We start from the raw sequence: 21985 nt of genomic DNA, 5'->3' as shown, positions 1-21985 counted from the left end.
GTGCCGTGGAGGAGGCGGCGGGGGCGGGCCCGCGCGGGCTTCAGCGGGGGAGGGCTCGCGAGGGCGTCAGCTCTTGACCGCGGCGGCGACCGCCTCGGCGAGCGGGGTGGTGGGCCGGCCGGCGAGCCGGGACAGGTCGCCGCTGGTGACGACCAGCTCACCCTTCTCGATGGAGTCCTCCACGCCCGCGAGGATGGCGGCCAGCGGCGCGGGCAGCCCGGCGCCGGTCAGGATGCCGGTGTAGGCCTCGGCGGAGACGGGGGTGTAGGCGATCTCCTTCCCGGTCTGCCGGCTCAGCTCGGCGGCGTACTCGGCGTAGCCCCACGCCTCGTCGCCGCCCAGCTCGTACGCCTTGTTCTCGTGGCCCTCGCCGGTCAGTACGGCGACGGCGGCGGCCGCGTAGTCGGCGCGGGAGGCGGAGGAGATCCGGCCCTCGCCGGCCGCCTGCACGACGGCGCCGTGCTCCAGGACCGGGGCGAGCTGCTCGGTGTAGTTCTCGTGGTACCAGCCGTTGCGCAGCAGCACGTAGGGCACGCCCGAGCCGACGAGGACGTCCTCGGTGGCGCGGTGGTCGTCCGCGAGCGCGGCCTTGAGGCTGCTGGGCGCGCTGGTGTAGGCGAGCAGGGCGACGCCGGCCTTCTTCGCCGCGTCGATCACCACCGTGTGCTGCTGGACGCGGCCCTTGTCGAACTCGTTGCCGGAGATCAGCAGCACCCGGTCGCCGGCCGCGAAGAGGCCGTCGAAGGTCTCGGGCGCGTTGTAGTCGGCGACCGCGAGCCGTACGCCGTCGGCGGCGAGGTCGGCGGCCTTGTCGCGGTCCCGGACGACGGCGGTGACCTGGTCGGCCGGCACCTTCTCCAGTAGCTGCCGCACGACGTGGCGGCCGAGGTGTCCGGTGGCTCCGGTGACGACGATGCTCATGGGTTCAGTACTCCTTGTGGGGTGCGATGTCACCAACCATAGGAGCTGCGCTAACTTCTGGACAGTGCCCACTTCAAAGTAAGGTACTTACGTTCAGGTAAGCGCAGGGGGCCCGGGCGTTCCCCGCCCGGGCCCCTCGGTTCTCGTCGGTCCTCGCCAGTGGTCGCTCTCAGCCGACGACCGTCCAGGTGTCGTTGCCCGCGAGCAGCGCGGCGAGGTCGCCCTTGCCGTCCCGCGTGACGGCGGCGTCGAGCTGGTCGGACATGAGCGTGTCGTAGACCGGCCGCTCCACCGAGCGCAGCACACCGATGGGCGTGTGGTGCAGGGTGTCCGGGTCGGCCAGCCGGGAGAGGGCGAAGGCCGTGGTCGGCGAGGTGGCGTGGGCGTCGTGGACCAGGACGTCCGCCTCGTTGTCCGCGGTGACGGTGACGACCTCCAGGTCGCCGGTCCGCGGATCGCGCACCACGCCCTTGGCGCCCCCGGCGCCGAACCTGATCGGCTGCCCGTGCTCCAGCCGGATCACCGCCTCCTCGGCCCGCTCCCGGTCCTTGAGCACCTCGAAGGCGCCGTCGTTGAAGATGTTGCAGTTCTGGTAGATCTCGACCAGCGCCGTGCCCGGGTGATCGGCGGCCTGGCGCAGCACCTCGGTGAGGTGCTTGCGGTCCGAGTCGACGGTCCGGGCGACGAAGGACGCCTCCGCGCCGATGGCCAGCGAGACCGGGTTGAAGGGCGCGTCCAGCGAACCCATCGGGGTCGACTTGGTGATCTTCCCGACTTCGGAGGTGGGGGAGTACTGGCCCTTGGTCAGCCCGTAGATCCGGTTGTTGAACAGCAGGATCTTGAGATTGACGTTGCGCCGCAGCGCGTGGATGAGGTGGTTGCCGCCGATGGAGAGCGCGTCGCCGTCACCGGTGACGACCCAGACGGACAGGTCGCGGCGGGAGGCGGCGAGCCCGGTCGCGATGGCGGGGGCACGGCCGTGGATGGAGTGCATCCCGTACGTGTTCATGTAGTACGGGAACCGGGAGGAGCAGCCGATGCCGGAGACGAAGACGATGTTCTCCTTCGCCAGACCGAGCTGGGGCATGAAGCCCTGCACGGCGGCGAGGATGGCGTAGTCGCCGCAGCCGGGGCACCAGCGCACTTCCTGGTCGGACTTGAAGTCCTTCATGGACTGCTTGCCCTCGGCCTTGGGCACGAGCTGGAGCAGCGCGTTGGCGTCAGTCATCGATGGCCTCCTTCAGCACCGCGGCGAGCTGCTCCGCCTTGAACGGCATGCCGTTGACCTGGTTGTACGACTGGGCGTCGACCAGGTACTTCGCCCGGATGAGGGCGGCGAGCTGACCGAGGTTCATCTCGGGGACCACCACCTTGTCGTACCGCTTCAGCACCTCGCCCAGGTTGGGCGGGAAGGGGTTGAGGTGGCGGAGGTGGGCCTGCGCGACCGGCACCCCGGCCGTGCGCAGCCGGCGCACGGCGGCGGTGATGGGGCCGTACGTCGAGCCCCAGCCCAGCACCAGGGTCCGCGCCCCGCCCGGGTCGTCGACCGCCAGTTCGGGGACGTCGACGCCGTCGATCTTGGCCTGCCGGGTGCGGACCATGAAGTCGTGGTTGGCCGGGTCGTACGAGATGTTCCCGGAACCGTCCTGCTTCTCGATGCCGCCGATCCGGTGCTCCAACCCCGGGGTACCGGGCACCGCCCAGGGCCGGGCCAGGGTCTGCGGATCCCGCTTGTACGGCCAGAAGACCTCGGTGCCGTCGTCCAGCGTGTGGTTGGGACCCTGTGCGAACTGCACCGCCAGGTCCGGCAGTTCGTCCGGATCAGGGACCCGCCAGGGCTCGCTGCCGTTGGCCAGGTAGCCGTCGGACAGCAGGAAGACCGGGGTGCGGTACGCCAATGCGATCCGCGCCGCCTCCAGCGCCGCGTTGAAACAGTCCGCCGGGGTGCGCGGTGCGACGATCGGGACCGGCGCCTCGCCGTTGCGCCCGTACATCGCCTGCAACAGGTCGGCCTGCTCCGTCTTGGTCGGCAGACCGGTGGACGGCCCGCCGCGCTGGATGTCCACGACCAGCAGCGGCAGTTCGAGGGAGACGGCGAGTCCGATCGTCTCGCTCTTCAGCGCCACGCCGGGCCCGGAGGTGGTGGTCACCGCCAGCGAGCCGCCGAACGCGGCGCCGAGCGCCGCGCCGATGCCCGCGATCTCGTCCTCGGCCTGGAAGGTCCGCACTCCGAAGTTCTTGTGCCGGCTCAGCTCGTGCAGGATGTCCGAGGCCGGGGTGATCGGGTACGAGCCCAGGAAGAGCGGCAGGTCCGCCTGGCGGGAGGCCGCGATCAGACCGTAGGACAGGGCCAGGTTCCCCGAGATGTTGCGGTACACCCCCGGCGGGAACGCCGTCGCCGCCGGCGCCACCTCGTAGGAGACCGCGAAGTCCTCCGTGGTCTCCCCGAAGTTCCAGCCCGCGCGGTACGCCGCGATGTTGGCCGCGGCGATGTCCGGCTTCTTCGCGAACTTCGTGTTGAGGAACTTCTCCGTGCCCTCGGTGGGCCGGTGGTACATCCAGCTCAGCAGCCCGAGCGCGAACATGTTCTTGCTGCGCTCGGCCTCCTTGCGGCTGAGGTCGAACTCCTTGAGGGCCTCGACGGTCAGCGTGGTGAGCGGCACCGGATGCAGGTGGTACCCGTCGAGGGAACCGTCCTCCAGCGGCGACGTGTCGTACCCGACCTTCTGCATCGCCCGCCGGGTGAACTCGTCCGTGTTGACGATGATCTCCGCGCCCCGCGGCAGGTCGCCGACGTTCGCCTTCAGCGCGGCCGGGTTCATCGCGACCAGCACGTTGGGGGCGTCGCCCGGGGTGAGGATGTCGTGGTCGGCGAAGTGCAGCTGGAAGGACGAGACGCCGGGCAGGGTGCCGGCGGGCGCCCGGATCTCGGCCGGGAAGTTCGGCAGCGTCGACAGGTCGTTCCCGAACGACGCGGTCTCCGATGTGAAGCGGTCGCCGGTGAGCTGCATCCCGTCGCCCGAGTCGCCGGCGAACCTGATGATCACCCGGTCCAGCCGGCGGACATCCTTCGTCCCCACCGGTTTGCGCTGCGCTCCTACGACGGTCTCGTCGGTTCCGTCGGCCTGCTCCGCTGGGCTGCTGACCTGGCTGGTCACTGAACTGGACCTCCCTCGAGGCGGCTGTCCGAGGACAGGTCTCCCGCGACCGTCCCAGGATCAACACTACGTCCGCGGATGCTGACTTCCGGTGGAGAATCGCATGATGGACACGACTTCGAGATGGCCCACAGCCCAGTAATCCCGGGATTTTCCCGCCCCTCGACACCGATGAGGACGTCCCCCGCCCACGCTCCGGTTTCCCGTTCGTCCGGATGAGCCGGACGAGTGGGAGGGCCGCCGGACCCCGGTGTGTGGCCCCTGGGGGTCAGGAGCCGGGAGTCACGAATTGAGGTACGTGAGCACGGCCAGCACCCGCCGGTGATCACCGTCGCTCGGGGACAGACCCAGCTTCATGAAGATGTTGCTGACGTGCTTCTCGACCGCCCCGTCGCTCACCACGAGCTGCCGGGCGATCGCCGAGTTCGTCCGGCCCTCGGCCATCAGCCCCAGCACCTCCCGCTCCCGCGGGGTCAGCCCCGCCAGCACGTCCTGCTTGCGGCTGCGCCCGAGCAACTGCGCGACCACCTCCGGATCCAGCGCGGTCCCCCCGTCCGCCACACGCACCACGGCGTCCACGAACTCCCGCACCTCGGCCACCCGGTCCTTGAGCAGATAGCCGACGCCACGGCTGGAACCGGCCAGCAGCTCCGTGGCATACCGCTCCTCCACGTACTGCGACAGCACCAGCACCCCGAGCCCGGGATGCGCCTTGCGCAGCCGCACCGACGCGCGCACTCCCTCGTCCGTGTGCGTCGGGGGCATCCGCACGTCCGCGACCACGACGTCCGGCAGCTCGCCCTGGGCGTCCAGCTCGGTGATGGTCTTGATCAGTGCCTCACCGTCGCCGACACCGGCCACGACCTCGTGCCCGCGGTCGGTCAGCAACCGGGTCAGCCCCTCCCGGAGCAGCACTGAATCCTCGGCGATGACCACCCGCACCCTGTCCTCCACGATTTTTCGGCCCCCCACAGCCCGTCCGCCTCACGGCCCCCGCGGCCCACACCGCGTCCACAAACCGTTCGTGCGACAGGTCCAGCATTCCAGCATCGGAGGCCGGATGCCCCGGGGCAACGGGAAGAGGACGGCAAGTCCCGGCCGTACGGTCCGGCTTCGGCTCCACGACGGCCGGATTTCGCCCCGGGGCGAACGGGTCGCCCGGGCCGCCCACGCCGCCGCTCCGGGGCCATCGGGCGGCCCGGAGCGGCGTGGGGGAGAGCGGGGTGGGCGCGCCGCCGCGCCTCAGCCTGATATCGGCTCGTTCCGCCAGGGCAGCTCGGCCGTCACCCGCGTCGGCCCCCCGGCCGGAGAGTCCACCACCAGGATCCCGTCCACCGCGTCGAGCCGCTCCGCCAGTCCGGCGAGTCCCGAGCCGGCCGTCACGTCCGCCCCGCCGACGCCGTTGTCCACGACCTGGAGGAGCAGCCGGTTCTCCACCCGCCACACCTCCACGGCGGCCGCCGTGGCCCGCGCGTGCTTGCTGATGTTCTGCAGCAGCTCCGACACCGTGAAGTACGCGATGCCCTCGATCGCCGATGCGGGCCGCTCGGTGAGGTCGACCTCCACCCGCACCGGCACGGTGCAGCGGGAGGCGACCGAGGAGAGCGCCGCGTCCAGACCGCGGTCGGTGAGTACCGCGGGGTGGATGCCCCGGGCCAGGTCACGCAGTTCCTGGAGGGCCGTCTTCACCTCGCCGTGCGCCTCCTCCACCATGATCGCCGCCGCCCGCGGATCCTCGTGCAGCTTCTCCTTCGCCAGGCCGAGATCCATGGCCAGGTTGACCAGGCGGGCCTGTGCCCCGTCGTGCAGGTCGCGCTCGATGCGCCGCAGGTCGGCCGCGGCCGTGTCCACCACGACCCCGCGGTCCGACTCCAGCTCCACGACCCGCGTCGCCAGCCGCGACGGTCCGAGCAGCCCGTGCACCATCACCCGGTCCACCGTCGTCAGCGCCCGCACGATCCACGGCGTCGCCAGCGTGAACAGCAGCCCGACCAGTGCGGTCACGGCGATCTCGAACGGATTGTCCAGGTAGATCCGGTGGGTCTCGTCGCCGTAGAGCTGGAGCCCGTCCTGGCCCGCGTACATCGGGAACACCCAGAACCAGAGCGGGTACGTCAGCATCGCCCACCCGACCGCCCAGAAGTTCACGGCGACCACGAACGAGAACACCGCCCACGGGAACTGCAGAAACGCGTACAGCAGGCTCCGCCAGGAGGCGCCGCTCTTGAGTACGGCCCCCATCCAGCCCATCGCACCGCGCTTCCGCACCCGCAGCGGCTCCGGGTCGGCCACGTCGAGCCCCAGCAGCGCCCGGGCCCGCGCCCGCTCCATCACCCCGAAGCCCCGGCACCCGGCGAGCGCCGCCGCCAGCACCGGCACACCCAGGAACGTCACCAGCAGGCCCGCTCCCAGCGACACCATCGTGACCGCGTAGGTGAAGAGCAGGATGCTGATCGGCAGCCCCACCAGCACGTAGCCGAACTCCCGCCAGCTGCGTGCCTCGAACGGCGCCCGCAGCCCGGCCGGCAGCCGGTGGCGACGCGCCCCGGTGTCCCCGGGGAAGCCGGGCCCGCTCCCGAACCCGTAACCCTGTCCGTATTCCGTGGCCATCGGTGCCGTCCTTCTCCTCGTCCTACGGCTCTGCTGTCGTAACTCCAGCCTCCTCGCACGCGCCTCCACGGGCCATGGAGCCCGTCGGCGTCTGGAGAGGGGGGTTTTCCCTACCTCGGGGCCCGAGACCTCGGGCCGCGAGACCTCGGGCGGTGAGGTGCGCGCGCCCGGGTGCCTCGCGTGCGGGGCCGGGCCGTCCGTCACCGCGTCCCGGAGGTCCGCCGCGTGTGGCCGGCGCCGGGCGTGCCGGGAGCCGCGTCCGCGGCGGTGCGGTCGCGCCACGGCAGCTCGGCCGTGATCGCCGTCGGTCCGCCCTCCGGCGAGTCGACGACGAAGAGGCCGTCGACCGCGGAGAGCCGGTCGGCGAGGCCCTTCATCCCCGTACCGGCGTCGAGGCGTGCGCCGCCCCGGCCGTCGTCCCCCACCTGTATGAGCAGCCGGTCGGACGACCGCCACACCTCCACGGAGGCGGAACGCGCCCCACTGTGCTTGCTGACGTTCTGCAACAGCTCCGAGACGGTGAAGTAGGCGATGCCCTCGATGGCCGGTGCAGGACGCTCCGTCAGGTCGACGGTCACCCTGACCGGCACGGTGCAGCGGGAGGCGACCGAGGAGAGCGCCGCGTCCAGACCGCGGTCGGTCAGGACGGCCGGGTGGATGCCCCGCGCCAGGTCCCGCAGCTCCTGAAGGGCCAGCTTCACCTCGCCGTGCGCCTCGTCGACCATCGCCGCCGCCGCGTCGGGATCCTCCAGCAGCTTCTCCTTGGCCAGACCCAGCCCCATGGCCAGGTTGACCAGGCGGGCCTGCGCTCCGTCGTGCAGGTCGCGCTCGATGCGCCGCAAATCCGCCGCGGCCGTGTCCACCACGATCCCCCGGTCCGACTCCAGCTCGGCGATCCGCCGTTCCAGCTCGTCGGACGGGGACAGCAGCGCGCGCACCATCGCCCGGTCGGCGTTGGCCAGGCCCCGCGCGATGAACGGCAGCACCGGCCATAGCACGAACAACGACGTCAGCGTGATGACGAAGGTGACCACGCCCCAGGGGAGCCGGATGAAGTCGTACAGGACCGCCCGCCAGCCCACCGGGTCCTTCAGCGCCATCCACAGCCGGGGAAAGAAGCCGCCCCCGCCGTGCAACGGCAGCGGAGTGGGCTCCTCCACCCGCACTCCGAGCAGCACCCGGGCTCTCGCCCGCTCCAGCTTGCCCAGCTGACGCGCGCCGAGCAGTCCGGCCGCCAGCAGTGGCAACCCGATCACCGTGACCGTCAACCCGACCCCGACGGACAGCACCGTCGAGACATAGACGAAGCCGAGCAGCGACGCCGGGAGGTTCGCCAGCAGGTGGGCGATCTCCTTCCAGGTGTGCCAGTCGAAGGCGAGACGGGCCGGCGGCAGGCGGTCGCCGTCCGCCCCACCGGCGGTCCCGGCGGGGGTCGAAGTCGCGAGGTGTTCGGTCATACGGATCAGCGTGCCGTGCGGCACCGCCCCGCGCCATGAGGTGGACCGCCGGGATGTACTGAGGAAAACCCCACCCCGGCCCCGGTCCGCGTCTCAACGTACGACGGGCTGCTTACCGTCTCTTTATCAGGCCCTAGACTCCCGTGCGTACAGATCGTCGATCAGCAGGCGTTGAGGACAGGATCGAGGGGGCGCACGTGCCGGAACCGACCGTCGGGCTCGCCGCGGACTACTTCCAGTCCTACTCGGTCGTCGCACTGCTCGCCGCGGTGGGCGTGCTCTTCGTCGCCGTGGCCTTCGGAGCCGGGCGGCTGCTGCGGCCCGTTGTCCCGACGCCCGAGAAGCTGCTGACGTACGAGTGCGGCGTGGACCCCGTCGGCGAGGGCTGGGCACACACCCAGGTCCGCTACTACGTGTACGCGTTCCTCTACGTCATTTTCGCGGTCGACTCGATCTTCCTCTTCCCCTGGGCGACGGTCTTCGCCGATCCTGGTTACGGAGCGACGACCCTCGTGGAGATGTTCATCTTCCTGGGCTTCCTGGCCGTGGGCCTGCTCTACGCATACAAGAAGGGCGTCCTGTCGTGGACGTGAACCCCTCCGGACCCGTACCGCTCCCGGAGCCCGTACCGCTTCCCGAGCCGAAGCGGCTGGGCACCCTCGCGCGCCTGGCCCCCGAGCCGATGAAGGTCGTCCTGAACTGGGGCCGCCGGTACTCCCTCTGGGTCTTCAACTTCGGCCTCGCCTGCTGCGCGATCGAGTTCATCGCCGCGTCGATGGCCCGCCACGACTTCATCCGGCTCGGTGTCATCCCCTTCGCGCCGGGCCCCCGCCAGGCCGACCTGATGGTCGTCTCGGGCACGGTGACCGACAAGATGGCACCCGCCGTCAAGCGCCTGTACGAGCAGATGCCCGAGCCCAAGTACGTCATCTCCTTCGGCGCCTGCTCCAACTGCGGCGGCCCGTACTGGGACTCCTACTCCGTGACGAAGGGCGTCGACCAGATCATCCCCGTCGACGTCTACGTCCCGGGCTGCCCGCCGCGCCCCGAGGCGCTGCTCCAGGGGATCCTCAAGCTCCAGGAGAAGATCGCACGGGAGTCGCTTGGGGAGCGGTACGGCACGTCGGGCCGGCCGTCGACGGCCGCGCTGCAGAGCGGACTGGTGCGACCGCCGGGATCGGAATCGGGATCCGGCTCAGGGGGTGCGCGATGACGGCGGTCGGCTGGCTGCCCGCCGGCACCGAGGAACTCTTCGGCCCTGAAGCCACGGCCGAGGAGTCGTACGACGTCCTGACCGTCGACGTACCGCCGGCCTCCTGGATCTCCGCCCTGGAGACCGCGCGAGACCGGCTCGGCTGCACGTACTTCGACTGGCTGAGCGCGGTCGACGAGCCGGGCACGGGGTTCCGCGTCGCCGCACACGTCGTGGCCCTCGGACCCGTGCGCCGGCTGCTGCTGCGCACGACGGTCCCGCACGAGTCCCCGGCGCTGCCCACCGCCGTCGCGGTGTACGCGGGCGCGGCCTGGCACGAGCGCGAGACCCACGAGATGTTCGGCGTCGAGTTCGCGGACCATCCCGCGCTGGACCACCTGCTCCTGCCGGAGGGCTTCGAGGGCCACCCGCTGCGGAAGGACTTCGTCCTCGCCGCCCGCGTGGCCAAGGCCTGGCCCGGCGCCAAGGAACCGGGCGAGTCCGACCACGGCGGCCCCCGTCGCCGCCAGATGCTGCCGCCGGGCGTCCCCGACCCCAACGAGTGGGGCCCGCAGAAGGGCCAGCTGCCGCCCGCCCCGGCCCGCCCGGCACGCGGCGCGGGACGTGCGGCCGGAGAGCGCCCGGCTCGCGCGGCCGGTGACCGGCCGGTCCGCCGGACCCGTACGGCGGGCGAGGGCTCCGCCAGTCAGGCATCGCCGTCCAGCACCGGCAGCGGCACCGACACCGCCCCCGGCATCGAAGCGCCGTCCACTCCGCGTCGCTCCCGTACGGCGGCGGAGGGCTCGGCGAGCCAGACGCCCACCGCCGATCAGACGTCCCCGGCCGACGAGTCCTCAGCGGCTCCGGCGCCCCGACGCAGCCGCAGCGCGTCGCAGGGCTCCGCGAGCCAGCGGGCCGCCACCGACGCGGGACAGCCGGAGAAGACCGGGTCGTCCGGCGAGGCCCCGGCGCCCGCCCCTGCCCCAGCCTCCGCACCCCGCAGCCCGGACGCTCCGTGGCATCACGACCGCCCGGCGTTCGACGAGCCGGCGGGCAAGCGCGCCGAAGGCGACTCCTCCAGGGAGCCGCAGACGCCCGACGAGCCGGGCGAGCCCGACGAGCGCCAGGAGTCGGACCGGACGAACCCCGGGAACCCCGAGAACCCCGGCAACCCCGAGAACCCCCCAGGAGGCCCGCGGTGAACGACGCCCTCGACGTCACCCTGCGCCTCCTGATCGTGTTCGTCGTCTTTCTCACGTTCCCCTTGATCGTCGGCCAGACCGAGCACAAGGTGATGGCCCACATGCAGGGCCGCCTCGGCCCGATGTACGCCGGCGGCTTCCACGGCTGGGCCCAGCTCGTCGCGGACGGCGTGAAGTTCGCGCAGAAGGAGGACGTGGTCCCGGCCGACGCGGACCGCCGTATCTTCCAGCTCGCCCCCGCGGTCGCCCTGCTGCCGTACCTCCTGGTGCTCCTGGCCATCCCCATCGGCCCCGGCGAGGGCGCGGTCGGCCAGGTCGTCGACGCGGGCATCTTCTTCGTGCTCGCCGTGATGGGCGTCGGCGTCCTCGGCTCGCTCATGGCCGGGTGGTCCTCCGCCAACAAGTTCTCCCTCCTCGGCGGCCTGCGCACCGCCGCCCAGCTCCTCGCGTACGAACTCCCGATGCTGCTCACCGCCGCCTCGGTGGCCATGGCGGCCGGCACGGTCTCACTCGTCGGCATCCTGAACGCCTTCGAGTGGTGGTGGCTGCCCTGGCAGATCGTCGGCGCGATCGTCTTCTTCGTCGCCGGGCTGGCCGAGCTGCAACGCCCCCCGTTCGACATGCCGGTCGCCGATTCGGAGATCATCTTCGGCGCCTACACCGAGTACACCGGCCTGCGCTTCGCCCTGTTCCTCCTCGCCGAGTACGCCGGGATCGTCGTCCTGTGCGGCCTGACCACGGTCCTCTTCCTGGGCGGCTGGCACGGGCCCTGGGGCGCGGACGGCCTGGGCTGGGTGTGGACCCTGCTGAAGACGGCCGTCCTCGCCTTCGTCGTGATCTGGCTGCGCGTGACCTACCCGCGACTGCGGGAGGACCAGCTCCAGAAGCTCTCCTGGACCCTCCTCGTCCCCCTCTCCCTCGCCCAGATCGCCCTCACCGGCATCGTCAAGGTGGTGATCCAGTAACCATGGCCCCCATCCCCGGCTCGGGCCTGGCCAAGGGCCTGGCCGTCACCCTCCGCACGATGACGAAGAAAACCGTCACCGAGCAGTACCCGGACGCCCAGCCCGAACTGCCGCCCCGCACCCGCGGTGTGATCGGTCTGTTCGAGGAGAACTGCACGGTCTGCATGCTGTGCGCCCGCGAGTGCCCCGACTGGTGCATCTACATCGACTCCCACAAGGAGACGGTCCCGGCGGCCACCCCCGGCGGGCGCGACCGCAGCCGCAACGTCCTCGACCGATTCGCCATCGACTTCTCCCTCTGCATGTACTGCGGTATCTGCATCGAGGTCTGTCCCTTCGACGCCCTGTTCTGGTCCCCGGAGTTCGAGTACGCCGAGACCGACATCCGTGACCTCACCCACGAGCGCGACAGGCTCCGCGACTGGATGTGGACCGTCCCGGCCCCGCCGGCCCTCGACCCCGGCGCCGAGGAACCGAAGGAACTCGCCGCCGCCCGCAAGACCGCCGACAAACTGGCGGCCCAGGAGGAGTCGGCCCGGCAGGAGTCGGCACAGCAGGCGTCGGCCCAGCAGGAGTCCACCGCCGCCGCCGAGCAGCCGAAGCCGGAACAGGAGGGCCGGGAATGACCCTCGCCGCGACCGTCCGCCACCTGGCCGCGGACCCCACGACCACGGCCGCCGAAGCACACGGCTTCCTCTCGCCGACCGGCGTCGAGATCGCCTTCCTCCTCGTCGGCCTGGTCACCTTCGGCGCCGCCGTCCTCACCGTCACCACCCGGCAGTTGGTCCACGCCGCCCTGTGGCTGGTGGTGGCCCTCGGCGGCCTGGCCGTCGAGTACCTCTTGCTCACCGCCGAGTTCATCGCCTGGGTACAGGTCCTCATCTACGTCGGGGCGGTCGTCGTCCTCATCCTGTTCGGCCTGATGCTCACCAGGGCGCCCATCGGCCGGTCCCCGGACGCCGACTCCGGCAACCGCTGGGCGGCCCTCACCGTGGCCGTGGCCTCCGCGGCGGCCCTGGTGTGGGTCGTCGTCGACGCCTTCCGCGCCACCTGGATCGACCTGGACGGCCCGGCGGCCGGCTCGACCGCCGTCACCGGAGCGAGTCTCTTCCAGAACTGGGTCCTCCCCTTCGAAGCCCTCTCCGTCCTCCTCCTCGCCGCGCTGGTCGGCGCGATCGTCCTGTCCCGCAAGGCCAAGGCGGACAGCGCGAGCGACGTGCCCAAGGCCGACCGCCCCAAGGTCGACGCGCCCAGGACCGACGGCCCCAAGACGCACGCTCCCGAAGCCGACGCGCCGAACGCCGCCGCCAAGGCCGACGCCCCGAACGCCGCCGCCAAGGGCGGTGACCGCTGATGCACCTCGCCTATCCCGCCGTCCTCTCCGCCCTCCTGTTCTGCACCGGCCTCTACGGCGTCCTGGCCCGCCGCAACGCGATCCTGGTCCTGATGTCGGTCGAGCTGATGCTCAACGCCGTCAACCTCAACCTGGTCGCCTTCGACGTCTGGCTCAGCAAGGCCGCCGAGGAGACCCTGCACTCCGGCCAGGCCCTGACCCTGTTCACGATCGCCATCGCGGCCGCCGAGATCGGCATCGGCCTGGCGATCGTGCTCGCCGTCCACCGCAACCGCGGCACCGCCGACATCGACAAGCTGCGCGACACCGCCGAGGGCCACGAACCGGACGGCCCCGACACCGACACCCACGCGACCGGGACGGCCGCCGAGAAGGCTGAGGCCACCGCGTGACCACGACCACCCTCGCCGTACTCGTCCCCCTCCTGCCCTTCCTCGGAGCCGCCGCCGGCCTCCTCCTGGGCCGCACGGCGCCCGGCTTCGTCCGCCCGCTGGCCGTCCTGCCGACCCTGGCCGCCCTCGTGCTCGCCGTCCTGGTCGCCTCCCGCCAGGGCGGTGGCCGGGCCGTGGACGCCGCCACGGAGCTGACGCCCACCGGTTCGGTCCCCGTCGAACTCGCCCTGCACGTCGACGGCTTCGCCGCCCTCGTCGCCGTCCTGGTCGGCACCGTCGCCACCTGCGTGCAGATCTACTCGACGGGCTACCTGCGCGACGACCCGCGCTACCCCTCGTACGCCGCGCTCGTCTCCCTGTTCACCTCCGCCATGTTCCTCGTCGTCTACTCCGGCGACCTGATGGTGCTGCTGGTCGGCTGGGAGATCATGGGCATCTGCTCGTACTTCCTGGTCGGCCACTACTGGGAGACCCCGGAGGCGCGCGCCGCCTCCCTCAAGGCCTTCCTGGTGACCAAGCTCGGTGACGTCCCCTTCCTGATCGGGCTGTTCGCACTGGCCACCGAGGCCGGTTCGTTCCGCATCACCAAGATCCTCGGCGCGGTCGCGAACGGCTCCCTCGACCATCCGACGCTGATCGCCCTGCTGCTCCTGGCCGGTGTGGCGGGCAAGTCGGCGCAGTTCCCGCTGCACACCTGGCTCCCCGACGCGATGGCGGGCCCGACGCCCGTCTCCGCGCTGATCCACGCCGCGACCATGGTCGCCGCCGGTGTCTACTTCGTGGCCAGGCTCCTTCCGGTCTTCGAGGCCTCACGGGCCGCGATGGTCGTCCTCGCCGTCATGGCCGCCGTCACGATGGTCGGTTCGGCGCTCGCCGCGCTCGCCCAGGACGACATCAAGCGCGTGCTCGCCTACTCGACGATCGGGCAGCTCGGCTACATGACCGGTGCCCTCGCCGCCGGCGACCGCGGTGCCGCCGTCTTCCACCTCCTCACGCACGGCGCCTTCAAGGCGCTGCTCTTCCTCGCCGCCGGTGTGATCATCCACGCCGCCGGCACCAACTCGCTGGCCGCCATGTCCCGCATGCGCAACCTGCGAGACCGGGTCCCGGACGCCTACTGGACGATGAGCGTGGCGCTGCTCGCCCTCGCAGCGATCCCTCCCTTCAGCGGCTTCTTCTCGAAGGAGTCCGTCCTCGGCGTCGCGGAGCACGTCGCGACCGGCCACACCGAGCACGCACCCGGCGCCGCGGGCTGGACGGTCCTCGTATCCGGGCTGATCACGGCCCTGCTCACCGCCGCGTACGCGACGCGCCTGTGGCTGCTGGCCTTCCGCGGGCGGGGCGCCGAGGCTCCCGACCACGGCCGGCAGCCGGTGGTCATGAACGCCGTGCTCTGGGTGCTCGCCATCCCCTCACTCGCTCTCGGCGGGCTCGCCTTCCGTCTGCTGCCCGACTGGTTCGACGGCCAGGACCTCACCCCGACCCTCACCACCTCCGTGCTCGGCACCGGTGTGGCCCTGATCGGCGGCATCGTGACCTACGCGGCCTGGCGGCACACCACCTCGCTCGCGGCCCGAGTCCCGCTCGGCGCGGTCGCGGCCCACCCGGAGGGCGACGCCGCACTGGTGGAGGCCGAGGCCATCGCCAGTCACGAGCCCGCCTACGGAAACGTCGCCTCCGCCCCCGACCCGTCGGATCCCGGACGGCTCCTGCTGGGCCCGCTGCACCGGCACGCGGCCGCCGGCTTCCACCTGGACGCGGTGTACACGACCCTCTTCGTGCGGCCCGTCCAGGCCGGCGCGAGCCTCGTGCGGTTCCTCGACCGCGAGGTCGTCGACACCTACGTACGCGGGGCGGGCGCCCTGCCCCGCTGGCTGGGGGCCGCCGTACGACGGGCCCAGACCGGCAATGTGCAGACCTATGTGAGCGCGCTGCTCGCCGGCACCGTCGTCCTCGCGGTCGCCGCCGTCCTCGTCGCCACGGGAGCGTGAGCAGGCGTGATCGATATCAACGAGTCCGTGATGCAGTTCCTTCTGGCGTTCGTCGTCGTCGGCCCGCTCCTGGGGGCCGTCGCCGCTCTGCTGCCCGCCCCGCCCGGGCTGAAGGGGAAATCGCCCGAGCAGGCCGTCCTGCGGCACGGCGTCACCGTCACCGGCGCCGTCCTCGTCGCCGCGATCGTCCTCGTGCTCGGCTTCGACCACGACCATCCGTCGAAGATGCAGGCCGGCACGGACATCAGCTGGATTCCCGCACTCGACGTGCGCATCCACCTCGGCATCGACGGCATCTCCCTCCCCCTTCTGGTCCTGACCGCGCTGCTGACCTTCCTGTGCGCGCTCTACTCGTACTTCAAGCAGCGGCAGGAGCCGCCGACGGAGGTCCGGGCCGCGGGCCACGGCCCGAAGGGCTTCGTCGCGCTGCTGCTCGTCCTTGAGTCCGGCACCCTCGCGACCTTCGCCGCCCTCGACCTGATCCTGTTCTTCCTGGCCTTCGAGATGGTCCTCATCCCGATGTACTTCCTCATCGCCCGCTGGGGCGGCGAGGGACGGGCCGGGGCCGCCTGGAAGTTCATCCTCTTCACGCTCCTCGGCTCCGTCGTCATGCTGCTCGGCCTGCTCCTGATCGGAATCACGGCGGGCACATTCGACATGGTGGCACTCGCCACTGACAACGGCCGGTCGCTGACCACATCCGTGCAGGTCATCGCGGTTCTGGCGATCGGGATCGGGCTGGCGGTGAAGACCCCGATGTGGCCGCTGCACAGCTGGCTGCCGGACGCCCACACCGCGGCGCCGACCGTCGGCTCGGTGCTGCTGGCGGGTGTTCTGCTCAAGATGGGTACGTACGGGTTCGTCCGGATCCTGCTGCCGGTCGCGCCGGACGGGTTCCGCACCTTCGCGCCCTACCTCGCCGCCTTCGCCGTGGTCGGCATCATCTACGGCTCCCTGGCCTGCCTGGCCCTGGCCAAGAGGGGTGCGAAGGGCGACCTCAAGCGCCTCATCGCCTACTCCTCCGTCGGACACATGGGCTTCGTCCTGCTCGGCATCGCGACCATGACCCCGACCGGCGTGAACGGCGCCCTGTTCGCCAACATCGCCCACGGCCTCATCACCGGCCTGCTCTTCTTCGTCGTCGGCGCCCTCAAGGACCGCACCGGCACCACCGACCTCGACACCCTCGCCGAGGAGACCGGCGCCGCCCTGTACGGCAAGGCACCCCGCCTCGGCGGCCTGCTCGCCTTCGCCGCGGTCGCCTCGCTCGGCCTGCCGGGCCTGGCCGGGTTCTGGGGCGAGATGCTGGCCCTGTTCGGCGCCTTCGACCCCCACGACGGCCTCAGCCGCCCCGCCTTCCTCACCTTCATGGTGATCGCCGCGTTCGGCACCCTGCTGACGGCCGCGTACATGCTGATCGTGGTCCGCCGCGTCTGCATGGGCGCCCTGCCGCGCGAAGCCCCGAGGCTCGCCGACGTACGCACGTACGAGTTCGCCGCGTGGACCCCGCTCGTCGTCCTCACCGTCGTCGCCGGGCTGTGGCCCAGGACCCTCCTCGGCCTGACCGACCCGGCCGTGCAGCAGCTCCTCTCAGGAGGCACCCGATGAGCTTCCAGGCCCACCCCCTCGCCGGGACCGCCTCACAGCCGCTGGCCCAGAACCTCGTCCAGTCGGTCGACTGGCTCGCCATCGCGCCGCCCACCATCGCGGCCGTCGTCGGACTCGTCGTCCTCGTCACCGACCTCTTCGTCAAGGACGCCCGCAAGTCGCTGCTCGGCTGGATGTCGGTCGCCGGACTCGCCGCCTCCGCCCTCATGCTGCTGCCCCTGGTGAACGGCGACCGCTCGACGTTCTGCCAGACCGGCGACGCCGACGTCTGCAGCTATACCGCGGACACCTTCACCCTCGCCATCCAGTTCCTGGTCCTGGGCGGGGCCCTCCTGACCGCGCTGCTCTCCGTCACCGCGGTCAAGGACGCCGACCGGGGACTGCCCGAGGGCGAGTTCTGGTTCCTGCTGCTCTCCTCGGCGGCCGGCGCCGCGCTGCTGCCCGCCTCCCGCGACCTCGCGACCCTGATCGTCGCCCTGGAGGTCGCCTCCCTCCCCGCCTTCGCCCTGGTGGGCCTGCGACAGGGCGACCGCCGGTCCTCCGAAGCCGCCCTCAAGTTCTTCCTGTCCTCGGTCACCGCGACCGCGGTCAGCCTCATGGGCATCAGCTTCGTGTACGCCACCACCGGCACCCTCTACCTCACCCAGGTGGCCGACCGCATCCAGAGCGTCGACGGGCAGCTCACCACGCTCGCCCAGGCCGGCGTCGTCCTCACCCTCGTCGGCTTCGCCTTCAAGACGGCCGCCGTGCCCTTCCACTTCTGGGTGCCCGACACCTACGTGGGCGCGCCCCTGCCGATCGCGGCCTACCTGTCCGTGATCGGCAAGGCGGTCGGCTTCTCCGGCCTGATCCTCGTCACGGTCATGGCCCTCCCGTCCTACGCCGACGTCTGGGGGCCGGCCCTCGCGGCGCTGGCCGCGCTCACCATGACCGTCGGCAACGTCGGAGCCCTCCGGCAACAGGCCACGCGCGCGTACAGCGCGGTACGCCTGCTCGCCTGGTCGTCCGTCGGCCAGGCCGGCTACCTCCTGGTGCCGATCGCCGCCGCCGCGTACTCCGACGACCCCGAGCGGTCCATCGGCTCCACCGTCGCCTACGCGCTCATGTACGCCGCCGTGAACCTCGGCGCCTTCGCGGTGGCCGCCCTGGTGGGCCGTACGAGGTCCCTGAACCGCGTCGCCGACTACCGCGGCCTGTACGCGTCCAATCCCCTGACCGCCCTGCTCCTGGCGTTCTTCCTGCTCTGCCTCGCGGGACTGCCGCCCGGCATCATCGGCCTCTTCGCCAAGGTCACGGTCTTCTCCGCGGCCGTCGACGCCGGGCTCGGCTGGCTGGCCGTCGTCATGGCGGTCAACGTCGTGATCGCGCTGTTCTACTACCTCCAATGGACGGCCCAGCTGTTCCGGGCGCCCGAGGAGCCGGCCGTCGGCCACCACGTGCCCGTCCCCCTCACGGCGGCGATCACCGTGACCGCGGTCCTCGCCCTCGCCCTCTCCGGAGCACCCCAGCTGATCCTCCGCTTCACCGACACCGGACTCTTCTGAGCACAGCCGCTCCGGCACCCGCGCGTGCCGCACCGGGCTGCCACGCGCGCGTGCCGTCACCGGGGCCGTCACCCGTACGGACCACGCGCCCCGCCGTGAGCGCCGGGGAACTGGTGGCCCTCGCCTGGCGTTGACCAGTACGGAAGGGTCCACTGGACGTGATGCCACGGCACCAGTGGCACCGGAGACCAGGAAGCAACCACAGCGAGCGAGACCAGCAAGCGAAGGGTTCCCCTGCCGCACCACTTGGAGGGCGTACCGTGCACCGCCGGCACAACGGGCTCAGGACCGCAGTACTCCTCGGGGGACTGTCGGCGCTCATCATCGTCATCGGCAGCTTCTTCGGCCGAGCGGGCCTTGTCGTCGCCGTCCTCGTCGCCCTGGGTACCAACGCGTACGCGTACTGGAACAGCGACAAGCTGGCCCTGCGCGCGATGCGGGCCCGCCCGGTCAGCGAGTTCGAGGCCCCGGCGCTGTACCGCATGGTCCGGGACCTCTCCACGCAGGCCCGCCAGCCCATGCCGCGCCTCTACATCTCACCGACCGAGGCACCCAACGCCTTCGCGACCGGACGCAACCCGCGCAACGCGGCCGTGTGCTGCACCGAAGGCATCCTGCGCCTGCTCGACGAGCGTGAACTGCGCGGCGTCATCGGACACGAGCTCAGCCACGTCTACAACCGGGACATCCTGATCTCGTCCGTCGCGGGCGCCCTCGCCTCCGTGATCATGTTCCTGGTCAACTTCGCCTGGCTGATCCCCGTCGGACGCTCCAACGACGATGACGGGCCCGGTCTGCTGGGCATGCTCCTCATCATGCTTCTCGGTCCGCTCGCGGCCACCGTCATCCAGCTGGCGATCAGCCGCTCCAGGGAGTACGAGGCCGACGCCTCCGGCGCGCAGCTCACCGGCGATCCCCTCGCCCTCGCCAGCGCCCTGCGCAAACTCGAAACGGGTACGAAGCAGCTGCCGCTGCCCCCGGAGCCCCGGATCGAGACCGCCAGTCACATGATGATCGCCAACCCGTTCCGACCAGGACAGGGGCTGTCGAAGATGTTCTCCACCCACCCGCCGATGGCGGAGCGAATCGCCCGGCTCGAAAAGATGGCAGGTCGTCAGCAGTGAAGACCATCCTCAACGTCATTTGGCTCGTGCTCAGCGGCTTCTGGCTGTTCCTCGCCTACCTGCTCGCGGGCGCGCTGCTCTGCATCACGATCATCGGCATCCCGTTCGGGATCGCGGCCTTCCGTATCGGTGTCTACGCCCTGTGGCCCTTCGGCTACACGGCGGTCGAACGCCGGGACGCCGGAGCCCCCTCCTGCGTCGGCAACGTGCTGTGGCTGGTCCTGGCCGGCTGGTGGCTGGCCCTCGGCCACATCGTCACCGGCATCGCGCTCTGCGTCACGATCATCGGCATCCCGCTGGGCATCGCCAACTTCAAGCTGATCCCCGTCTCGCTCCTCCCGATGGGACGCGAGATCGTACGGACGGACCAGCCGTTCACGGCCACCGCGGGCGGCCAGCGGACGGGTTGGTAGGAGGAGCCTGGAGCGCTCGTTGTCCACAACTTCCGGGTTGTCCACAGGCCCGCTCGATTGTCGGTGGCGGCCTGCATGATGAATGCATGAGCGAGAACGAGCAGTTGCTGGCCCGGGTGGCCGACAAGGCACGCAACACCCGCCCCTGGGGCTGGGATTCCCTGCCCGCGCCCGTCGACGGGGCGACCCCGTCCCGGGCCGAGGCAGCGCTGGGCTTCTCCCTCCCTCCGCTGCTCGCCGAGCTGTATACGCGGATAGGGGACGGCGGGTTCGGCCCGGAGTACGGCCTGCTGCCCCTGCTCGACAACCCGCCCTCCGGCGAGCCGGCCGCTGTCACCCAGTACCTCGCCAACCGCGAGAGCGGCCTGAAGGACCCCGACTGGCCCTGGCCCGAGGGCGTCCTCCCGATATCCCACTGGGGCTGCGCGATGTACGCCTGCGTGGACTGCCGCTCCCCACAGGCCACCGTCCTCCTCTTCGAGCCCAACGCCGACGACGCCGACCACGCCTGGTACGTCGACGCCGCGAGCCTCACGGGCTGGCTGCACACCTGGCTCGATGGCACGGGCTGGTACGAGGAGGCCAACGAGGGCCCGGAACCGCTCCCGTGGACCGACTTCCCCCTGCGCACGGGAAGAGGACCCACGGCGGCCGCACCCCCCGCCCAGGCGTCCTGACGAGTCCGAGGCGCGACCGCCTCGCGGCCCGACCGCCCGACGGCCCTCCCGCGCCCACGGCCACCTACCGCGAGACCTGCTGCCCCCGAACGCCGTACGCGACGACACCCACCGCCAGCACACCCACACCCACGACGACCGACACCGCCGGAAGCGAGAAGGCGAGCACCACGCACCCGATCAGACCCAGCGCCGGTACCACCCGCGACGCCCTCGACCGGTCGAGCGTCCAGGCCGACGCGTTGGCCACCGCGTAATACACGAGCACACCGAAGGAGGAGAAGCCGATCGCGTCCCGCACGTCCACCGTGGCAGCCAGGACGGCGACCACCGCGCCCACGGCCAGCTCGGCCCGGTGCGGCACGTGAAAACGCGGATGCACCGCGGCCAGCGCTTCGGGCAGATGACGGTCCCGGGCCATGGCGAGCGTCGTCCGTGAGACGCCGAGGATCAACGCCAGCAGCGAGCCCAGCGCCGCCACCGCCGCGCCCACTCGCACGACCGGTACGAGCCCCGGTACACCGGCCGCCCGCACCGCGTCCGCCAGCGGCGCCGGCGCCTGCCCCAGACCCGCCGGGCCCAGCACCGAGAGGACGGCCACCGCGACACACACGTACACCGCCAGCGTGATCCCCAGGGCCACCGGGATCGCGCGGGGAATGGTGCGCCGAGGATCCCGCACCTCCTCACCGAGGGTCGCGATCCGGGCGTACCCCGCGAACGCGAAGAACAGCAGCCCCGCCGCCTCCAGCACCCCGCCGGCGCCCTCCGACACCCCGATGTCCAGCCGCCCGGCATCGGATCGCCCGACCCCAGGCACACCACCACCACGGAAGCGAGGACGGCCAGGACGAAAGCCACGATCACCCGCGTCAGCCAGGCGGACTTCTGAATGCCGCCGTAGTTCACCGCGGTCAGCGCCACCACGGCCGCGACCGCCACCACATGCGCCCACTCCGGCCAGACGTACGCGCCCACGGTGAGCGCCATGGCAGCACAGGAGGCCGTCTTCCCGACGATGAACGACCAGCCCGCGAGGTACCCCCAGAACTCCCCGAGCCGCTCGCGCCCGTAGACGTACGTGCCGCCCGAGACCGGATGGCGGGCGGCCAGCCACGCCGAGGACATGGCGTTGCAGTACGCCACCACGGCCGCCAGCGCGAGGCCGATCAGCAACCCCGACCCGCCCGCGCGCGCCGCCGGGGCCAGGGCGGCGAAGATCCCGGCGCCGATCATCGAGCCGAGCCCGACGACGACGGCGTCGCCCACCCCCAGCGTGCGACGCAGCTCAGAACCCCCAGGTGTCATGGGTCGCACCATACTGATCAGCGCAACCACCGGACGCGCTCGCAACGTCCTCCCCGACAAGAGGACATG

At 71.5% G+C, this 21985-nt stretch carries 19 protein-coding genes and 1 pseudogene; 13 read left to right on the top strand and 7 right to left on the bottom strand.

Annotated elements, in window-relative coordinates; translation table 11 throughout:
- Positions 1-66: 66 nt before the first annotated feature.
- From ACZ67M_RS15420 to ACZ67M_RS15395, 6 genes are all read right to left on the bottom strand, one after another.
- Positions 67-921 (bottom strand): SDR family oxidoreductase, encoded by an 855-nt coding sequence (locus tag ACZ67M_RS15420; protein ID WP_361353036.1) that lies wholly within the window; start codon positions 919-921, stop codon positions 67-69.
- 169 nt (positions 922-1090) lie between these two features.
- A complete protein-coding gene (locus ACZ67M_RS15415) occupies positions 1091-2149 on the bottom strand; it encodes a 2-oxoacid:ferredoxin oxidoreductase subunit beta (RefSeq protein ID WP_361353033.1) in 1059 nt (352 codons plus the stop codon).
- Positions 2142-4079 (bottom strand): 2-oxoacid:acceptor oxidoreductase subunit alpha, encoded by a 1938-nt coding sequence (locus tag ACZ67M_RS15410; protein ID WP_361353030.1) that lies wholly within the window; start codon positions 4077-4079, stop codon positions 2142-2144. The genes ACZ67M_RS15415 and ACZ67M_RS15410 overlap by 8 nt, the downstream gene beginning before the upstream one ends.
- Before the next feature lie 282 nt (positions 4080-4361).
- On the bottom strand, positions 4362-5021 hold the full coding sequence (locus ACZ67M_RS15405) for a response regulator transcription factor (protein ID WP_277343293.1): 660 nt from the start codon (positions 5019-5021) through the stop codon (positions 4362-4364).
- A 300-nt stretch (positions 5022-5321) separates the two neighbouring features.
- On the bottom strand, positions 5322-6689 hold the full coding sequence (locus ACZ67M_RS15400; protein ID WP_392234368.1) for a sensor histidine kinase: 1368 nt from the start codon (positions 6687-6689) through the stop codon (positions 5322-5324).
- 200 nt (positions 6690-6889) lie between these two features.
- Complete coding sequence (locus ACZ67M_RS15395) at positions 6890-8146, bottom strand: sensor histidine kinase (RefSeq protein WP_392099062.1); 1257 nt, start codon at positions 8144-8146, stop codon at positions 6890-6892.
- 197 nt (positions 8147-8343) lie between these two features.
- Between ACZ67M_RS15395 and ACZ67M_RS15390 the strand changes: the two genes are divergently transcribed.
- The 13 genes from ACZ67M_RS15390 (at position 8344) to ACZ67M_RS15330 (ending at position 20608) form a co-directional block, all read left to right on the top strand.
- Complete coding sequence (locus tag ACZ67M_RS15390; RefSeq protein WP_206328601.1) at positions 8344-8739, top strand: NADH-quinone oxidoreductase subunit A; 396 nt, start codon at positions 8344-8346, stop codon at positions 8737-8739.
- Positions 8730-9359, top strand: a complete 630-nt coding sequence (locus tag ACZ67M_RS15385; protein ID WP_361353021.1) for an NADH-quinone oxidoreductase subunit B — start codon at positions 8730-8732, stop codon at positions 9357-9359. Before ACZ67M_RS15390 ends, ACZ67M_RS15385 begins: the two co-directional genes overlap by 10 nt.
- On the top strand, positions 9356-10540 hold the full coding sequence (locus ACZ67M_RS15380) for an NADH-quinone oxidoreductase subunit C (RefSeq protein WP_469851151.1): 1185 nt from the start codon (positions 9356-9358) through the stop codon (positions 10538-10540). The genes ACZ67M_RS15385 and ACZ67M_RS15380 overlap by 4 nt, the downstream gene beginning before the upstream one ends.
- The gene (locus ACZ67M_RS15375) at positions 10537-11505 is read left to right on the top strand and encodes a complex I subunit 1/NuoH family protein (protein WP_361353015.1); all 969 of its coding nucleotides are present in this window, start codon (positions 10537-10539) and stop codon (positions 11503-11505) included. The genes ACZ67M_RS15380 and ACZ67M_RS15375 overlap by 4 nt, the downstream gene beginning before the upstream one ends.
- A 2-nt stretch (positions 11506-11507) precedes the next feature.
- Complete coding sequence (locus ACZ67M_RS15370; RefSeq protein ID WP_361353012.1) at positions 11508-12131, top strand: NuoI/complex I 23 kDa subunit family protein; 624 nt, start codon at positions 11508-11510, stop codon at positions 12129-12131.
- The gene (locus ACZ67M_RS15365; protein ID WP_469851149.1) at positions 12128-12859 is read left to right on the top strand and encodes an NADH-quinone oxidoreductase subunit J family protein; all 732 of its coding nucleotides are present in this window, start codon (positions 12128-12130) and stop codon (positions 12857-12859) included. Before ACZ67M_RS15370 ends, ACZ67M_RS15365 begins: the two co-directional genes overlap by 4 nt.
- Positions 12859-13251, top strand: a complete 393-nt coding sequence (gene nuoK / locus ACZ67M_RS15360) for an NADH-quinone oxidoreductase subunit NuoK (RefSeq protein ID WP_392234378.1) — start codon at positions 12859-12861, stop codon at positions 13249-13251. The genes ACZ67M_RS15365 and nuoK overlap by 1 nt, the downstream gene beginning before the upstream one ends.
- Positions 13248-15242, top strand: coding sequence for an NADH-quinone oxidoreductase subunit 5 family protein (locus ACZ67M_RS15355; RefSeq protein ID WP_469851147.1), 1995 nt, complete (start codon positions 13248-13250; stop codon positions 15240-15242). The genes nuoK and ACZ67M_RS15355 overlap by 4 nt, the downstream gene beginning before the upstream one ends.
- A 6-nt stretch (positions 15243-15248) precedes the next feature.
- Positions 15249-16850 (top strand): complex I subunit 4 family protein, encoded by a 1602-nt coding sequence (locus tag ACZ67M_RS15350; RefSeq protein WP_385794446.1) that lies wholly within the window; start codon positions 15249-15251, stop codon positions 16848-16850.
- Positions 16847-18394 (top strand): NADH-quinone oxidoreductase subunit N, encoded by a 1548-nt coding sequence (locus ACZ67M_RS15345; RefSeq protein WP_469851146.1) that lies wholly within the window; start codon positions 16847-16849, stop codon positions 18392-18394. The genes ACZ67M_RS15350 and ACZ67M_RS15345 overlap by 4 nt, the downstream gene beginning before the upstream one ends.
- A 260-nt stretch (positions 18395-18654) precedes the next feature.
- Positions 18655-19518 carry a zinc metalloprotease HtpX gene (gene htpX / locus ACZ67M_RS15340; RefSeq protein WP_361352996.1) on the top strand — a complete coding sequence of 288 codons (864 nt, stop codon included), beginning with the start codon at positions 18655-18657 and terminating at the stop codon, positions 19516-19518.
- The gene (locus ACZ67M_RS15335) at positions 19515-19931 is read left to right on the top strand and encodes a YccF domain-containing protein (protein ID WP_392099075.1); all 417 of its coding nucleotides are present in this window, start codon (positions 19515-19517) and stop codon (positions 19929-19931) included. The genes htpX and ACZ67M_RS15335 overlap by 4 nt, the downstream gene beginning before the upstream one ends.
- 86 nt (positions 19932-20017) lie before the next feature.
- Entirely contained in the window at positions 20018-20608 is a 591-nt protein-coding gene (locus ACZ67M_RS15330; RefSeq protein ID WP_469851144.1) for an SMI1/KNR4 family protein, read from the top strand.
- Positions 20609-20672: 64 nt separating this feature from the next.
- On the opposite strand, the pseudogene ACZ67M_RS15325 reads toward ACZ67M_RS15330, so the two are convergent.
- Positions 20673-21916: pseudogene (locus ACZ67M_RS15325) on the bottom strand (APC family permease).
- Between the last annotated feature and the right edge of the window lie 69 nt (positions 21917-21985).

This window comes from Streptomyces sp. NPDC107500 (assembly GCF_055582785.1).
The sequence above is the reverse complement of the archived record's forward strand: the minus strand, read 5'-3'. Positions and strand labels throughout refer to the sequence as shown.

Bases quoted from the DNA above. Each gene is read 5' to 3' on its own strand.
- ACZ67M_RS15420 (WP_361353036.1), bottom strand. From the start codon at position 921: ATGAGCATCGTCGTCACCGGAGCCACCGGACACCTCGGCCGCCACGTC.
- ACZ67M_RS15415 (WP_361353033.1), bottom strand. From the start codon at position 2,149: ATGACTGACGCCAACGCGCTGCTCCAGCTCGTGCCCAAGGCCGAGGGC.
- ACZ67M_RS15400 (WP_392234368.1), bottom strand. From the start codon at position 6,689: ATGGCCACGGAATACGGACAGGGTTACGGGTTCGGGAGCGGGCCCGGC.
- ACZ67M_RS15395 (WP_392099062.1), bottom strand. From the start codon at position 8,146: ATGACCGAACACCTCGCGACTTCGACCCCCGCCGGGACCGCCGGTGGG.
- ACZ67M_RS15380 (WP_469851151.1), top strand. From the start codon at position 9,356: ATGACGGCGGTCGGCTGGCTGCCCGCCGGCACCGAGGAACTCTTCGGC.
- ACZ67M_RS15370 (WP_361353012.1), top strand. From the start codon at position 11,508: ATGGCCCCCATCCCCGGCTCGGGCCTGGCCAAGGGCCTGGCCGTCACC.
- ACZ67M_RS15365 (WP_469851149.1), top strand. From the start codon at position 12,128: ATGACCCTCGCCGCGACCGTCCGCCACCTGGCCGCGGACCCCACGACC.
- nuoK (WP_392234378.1), top strand. From the start codon at position 12,859: ATGCACCTCGCCTATCCCGCCGTCCTCTCCGCCCTCCTGTTCTGCACC.
- ACZ67M_RS15345 (WP_469851146.1), top strand. From the start codon at position 16,847: ATGAGCTTCCAGGCCCACCCCCTCGCCGGGACCGCCTCACAGCCGCTG.
- ACZ67M_RS15330 (WP_469851144.1), top strand. From the start codon at position 20,018: ATGAGCGAGAACGAGCAGTTGCTGGCCCGGGTGGCCGACAAGGCACGC.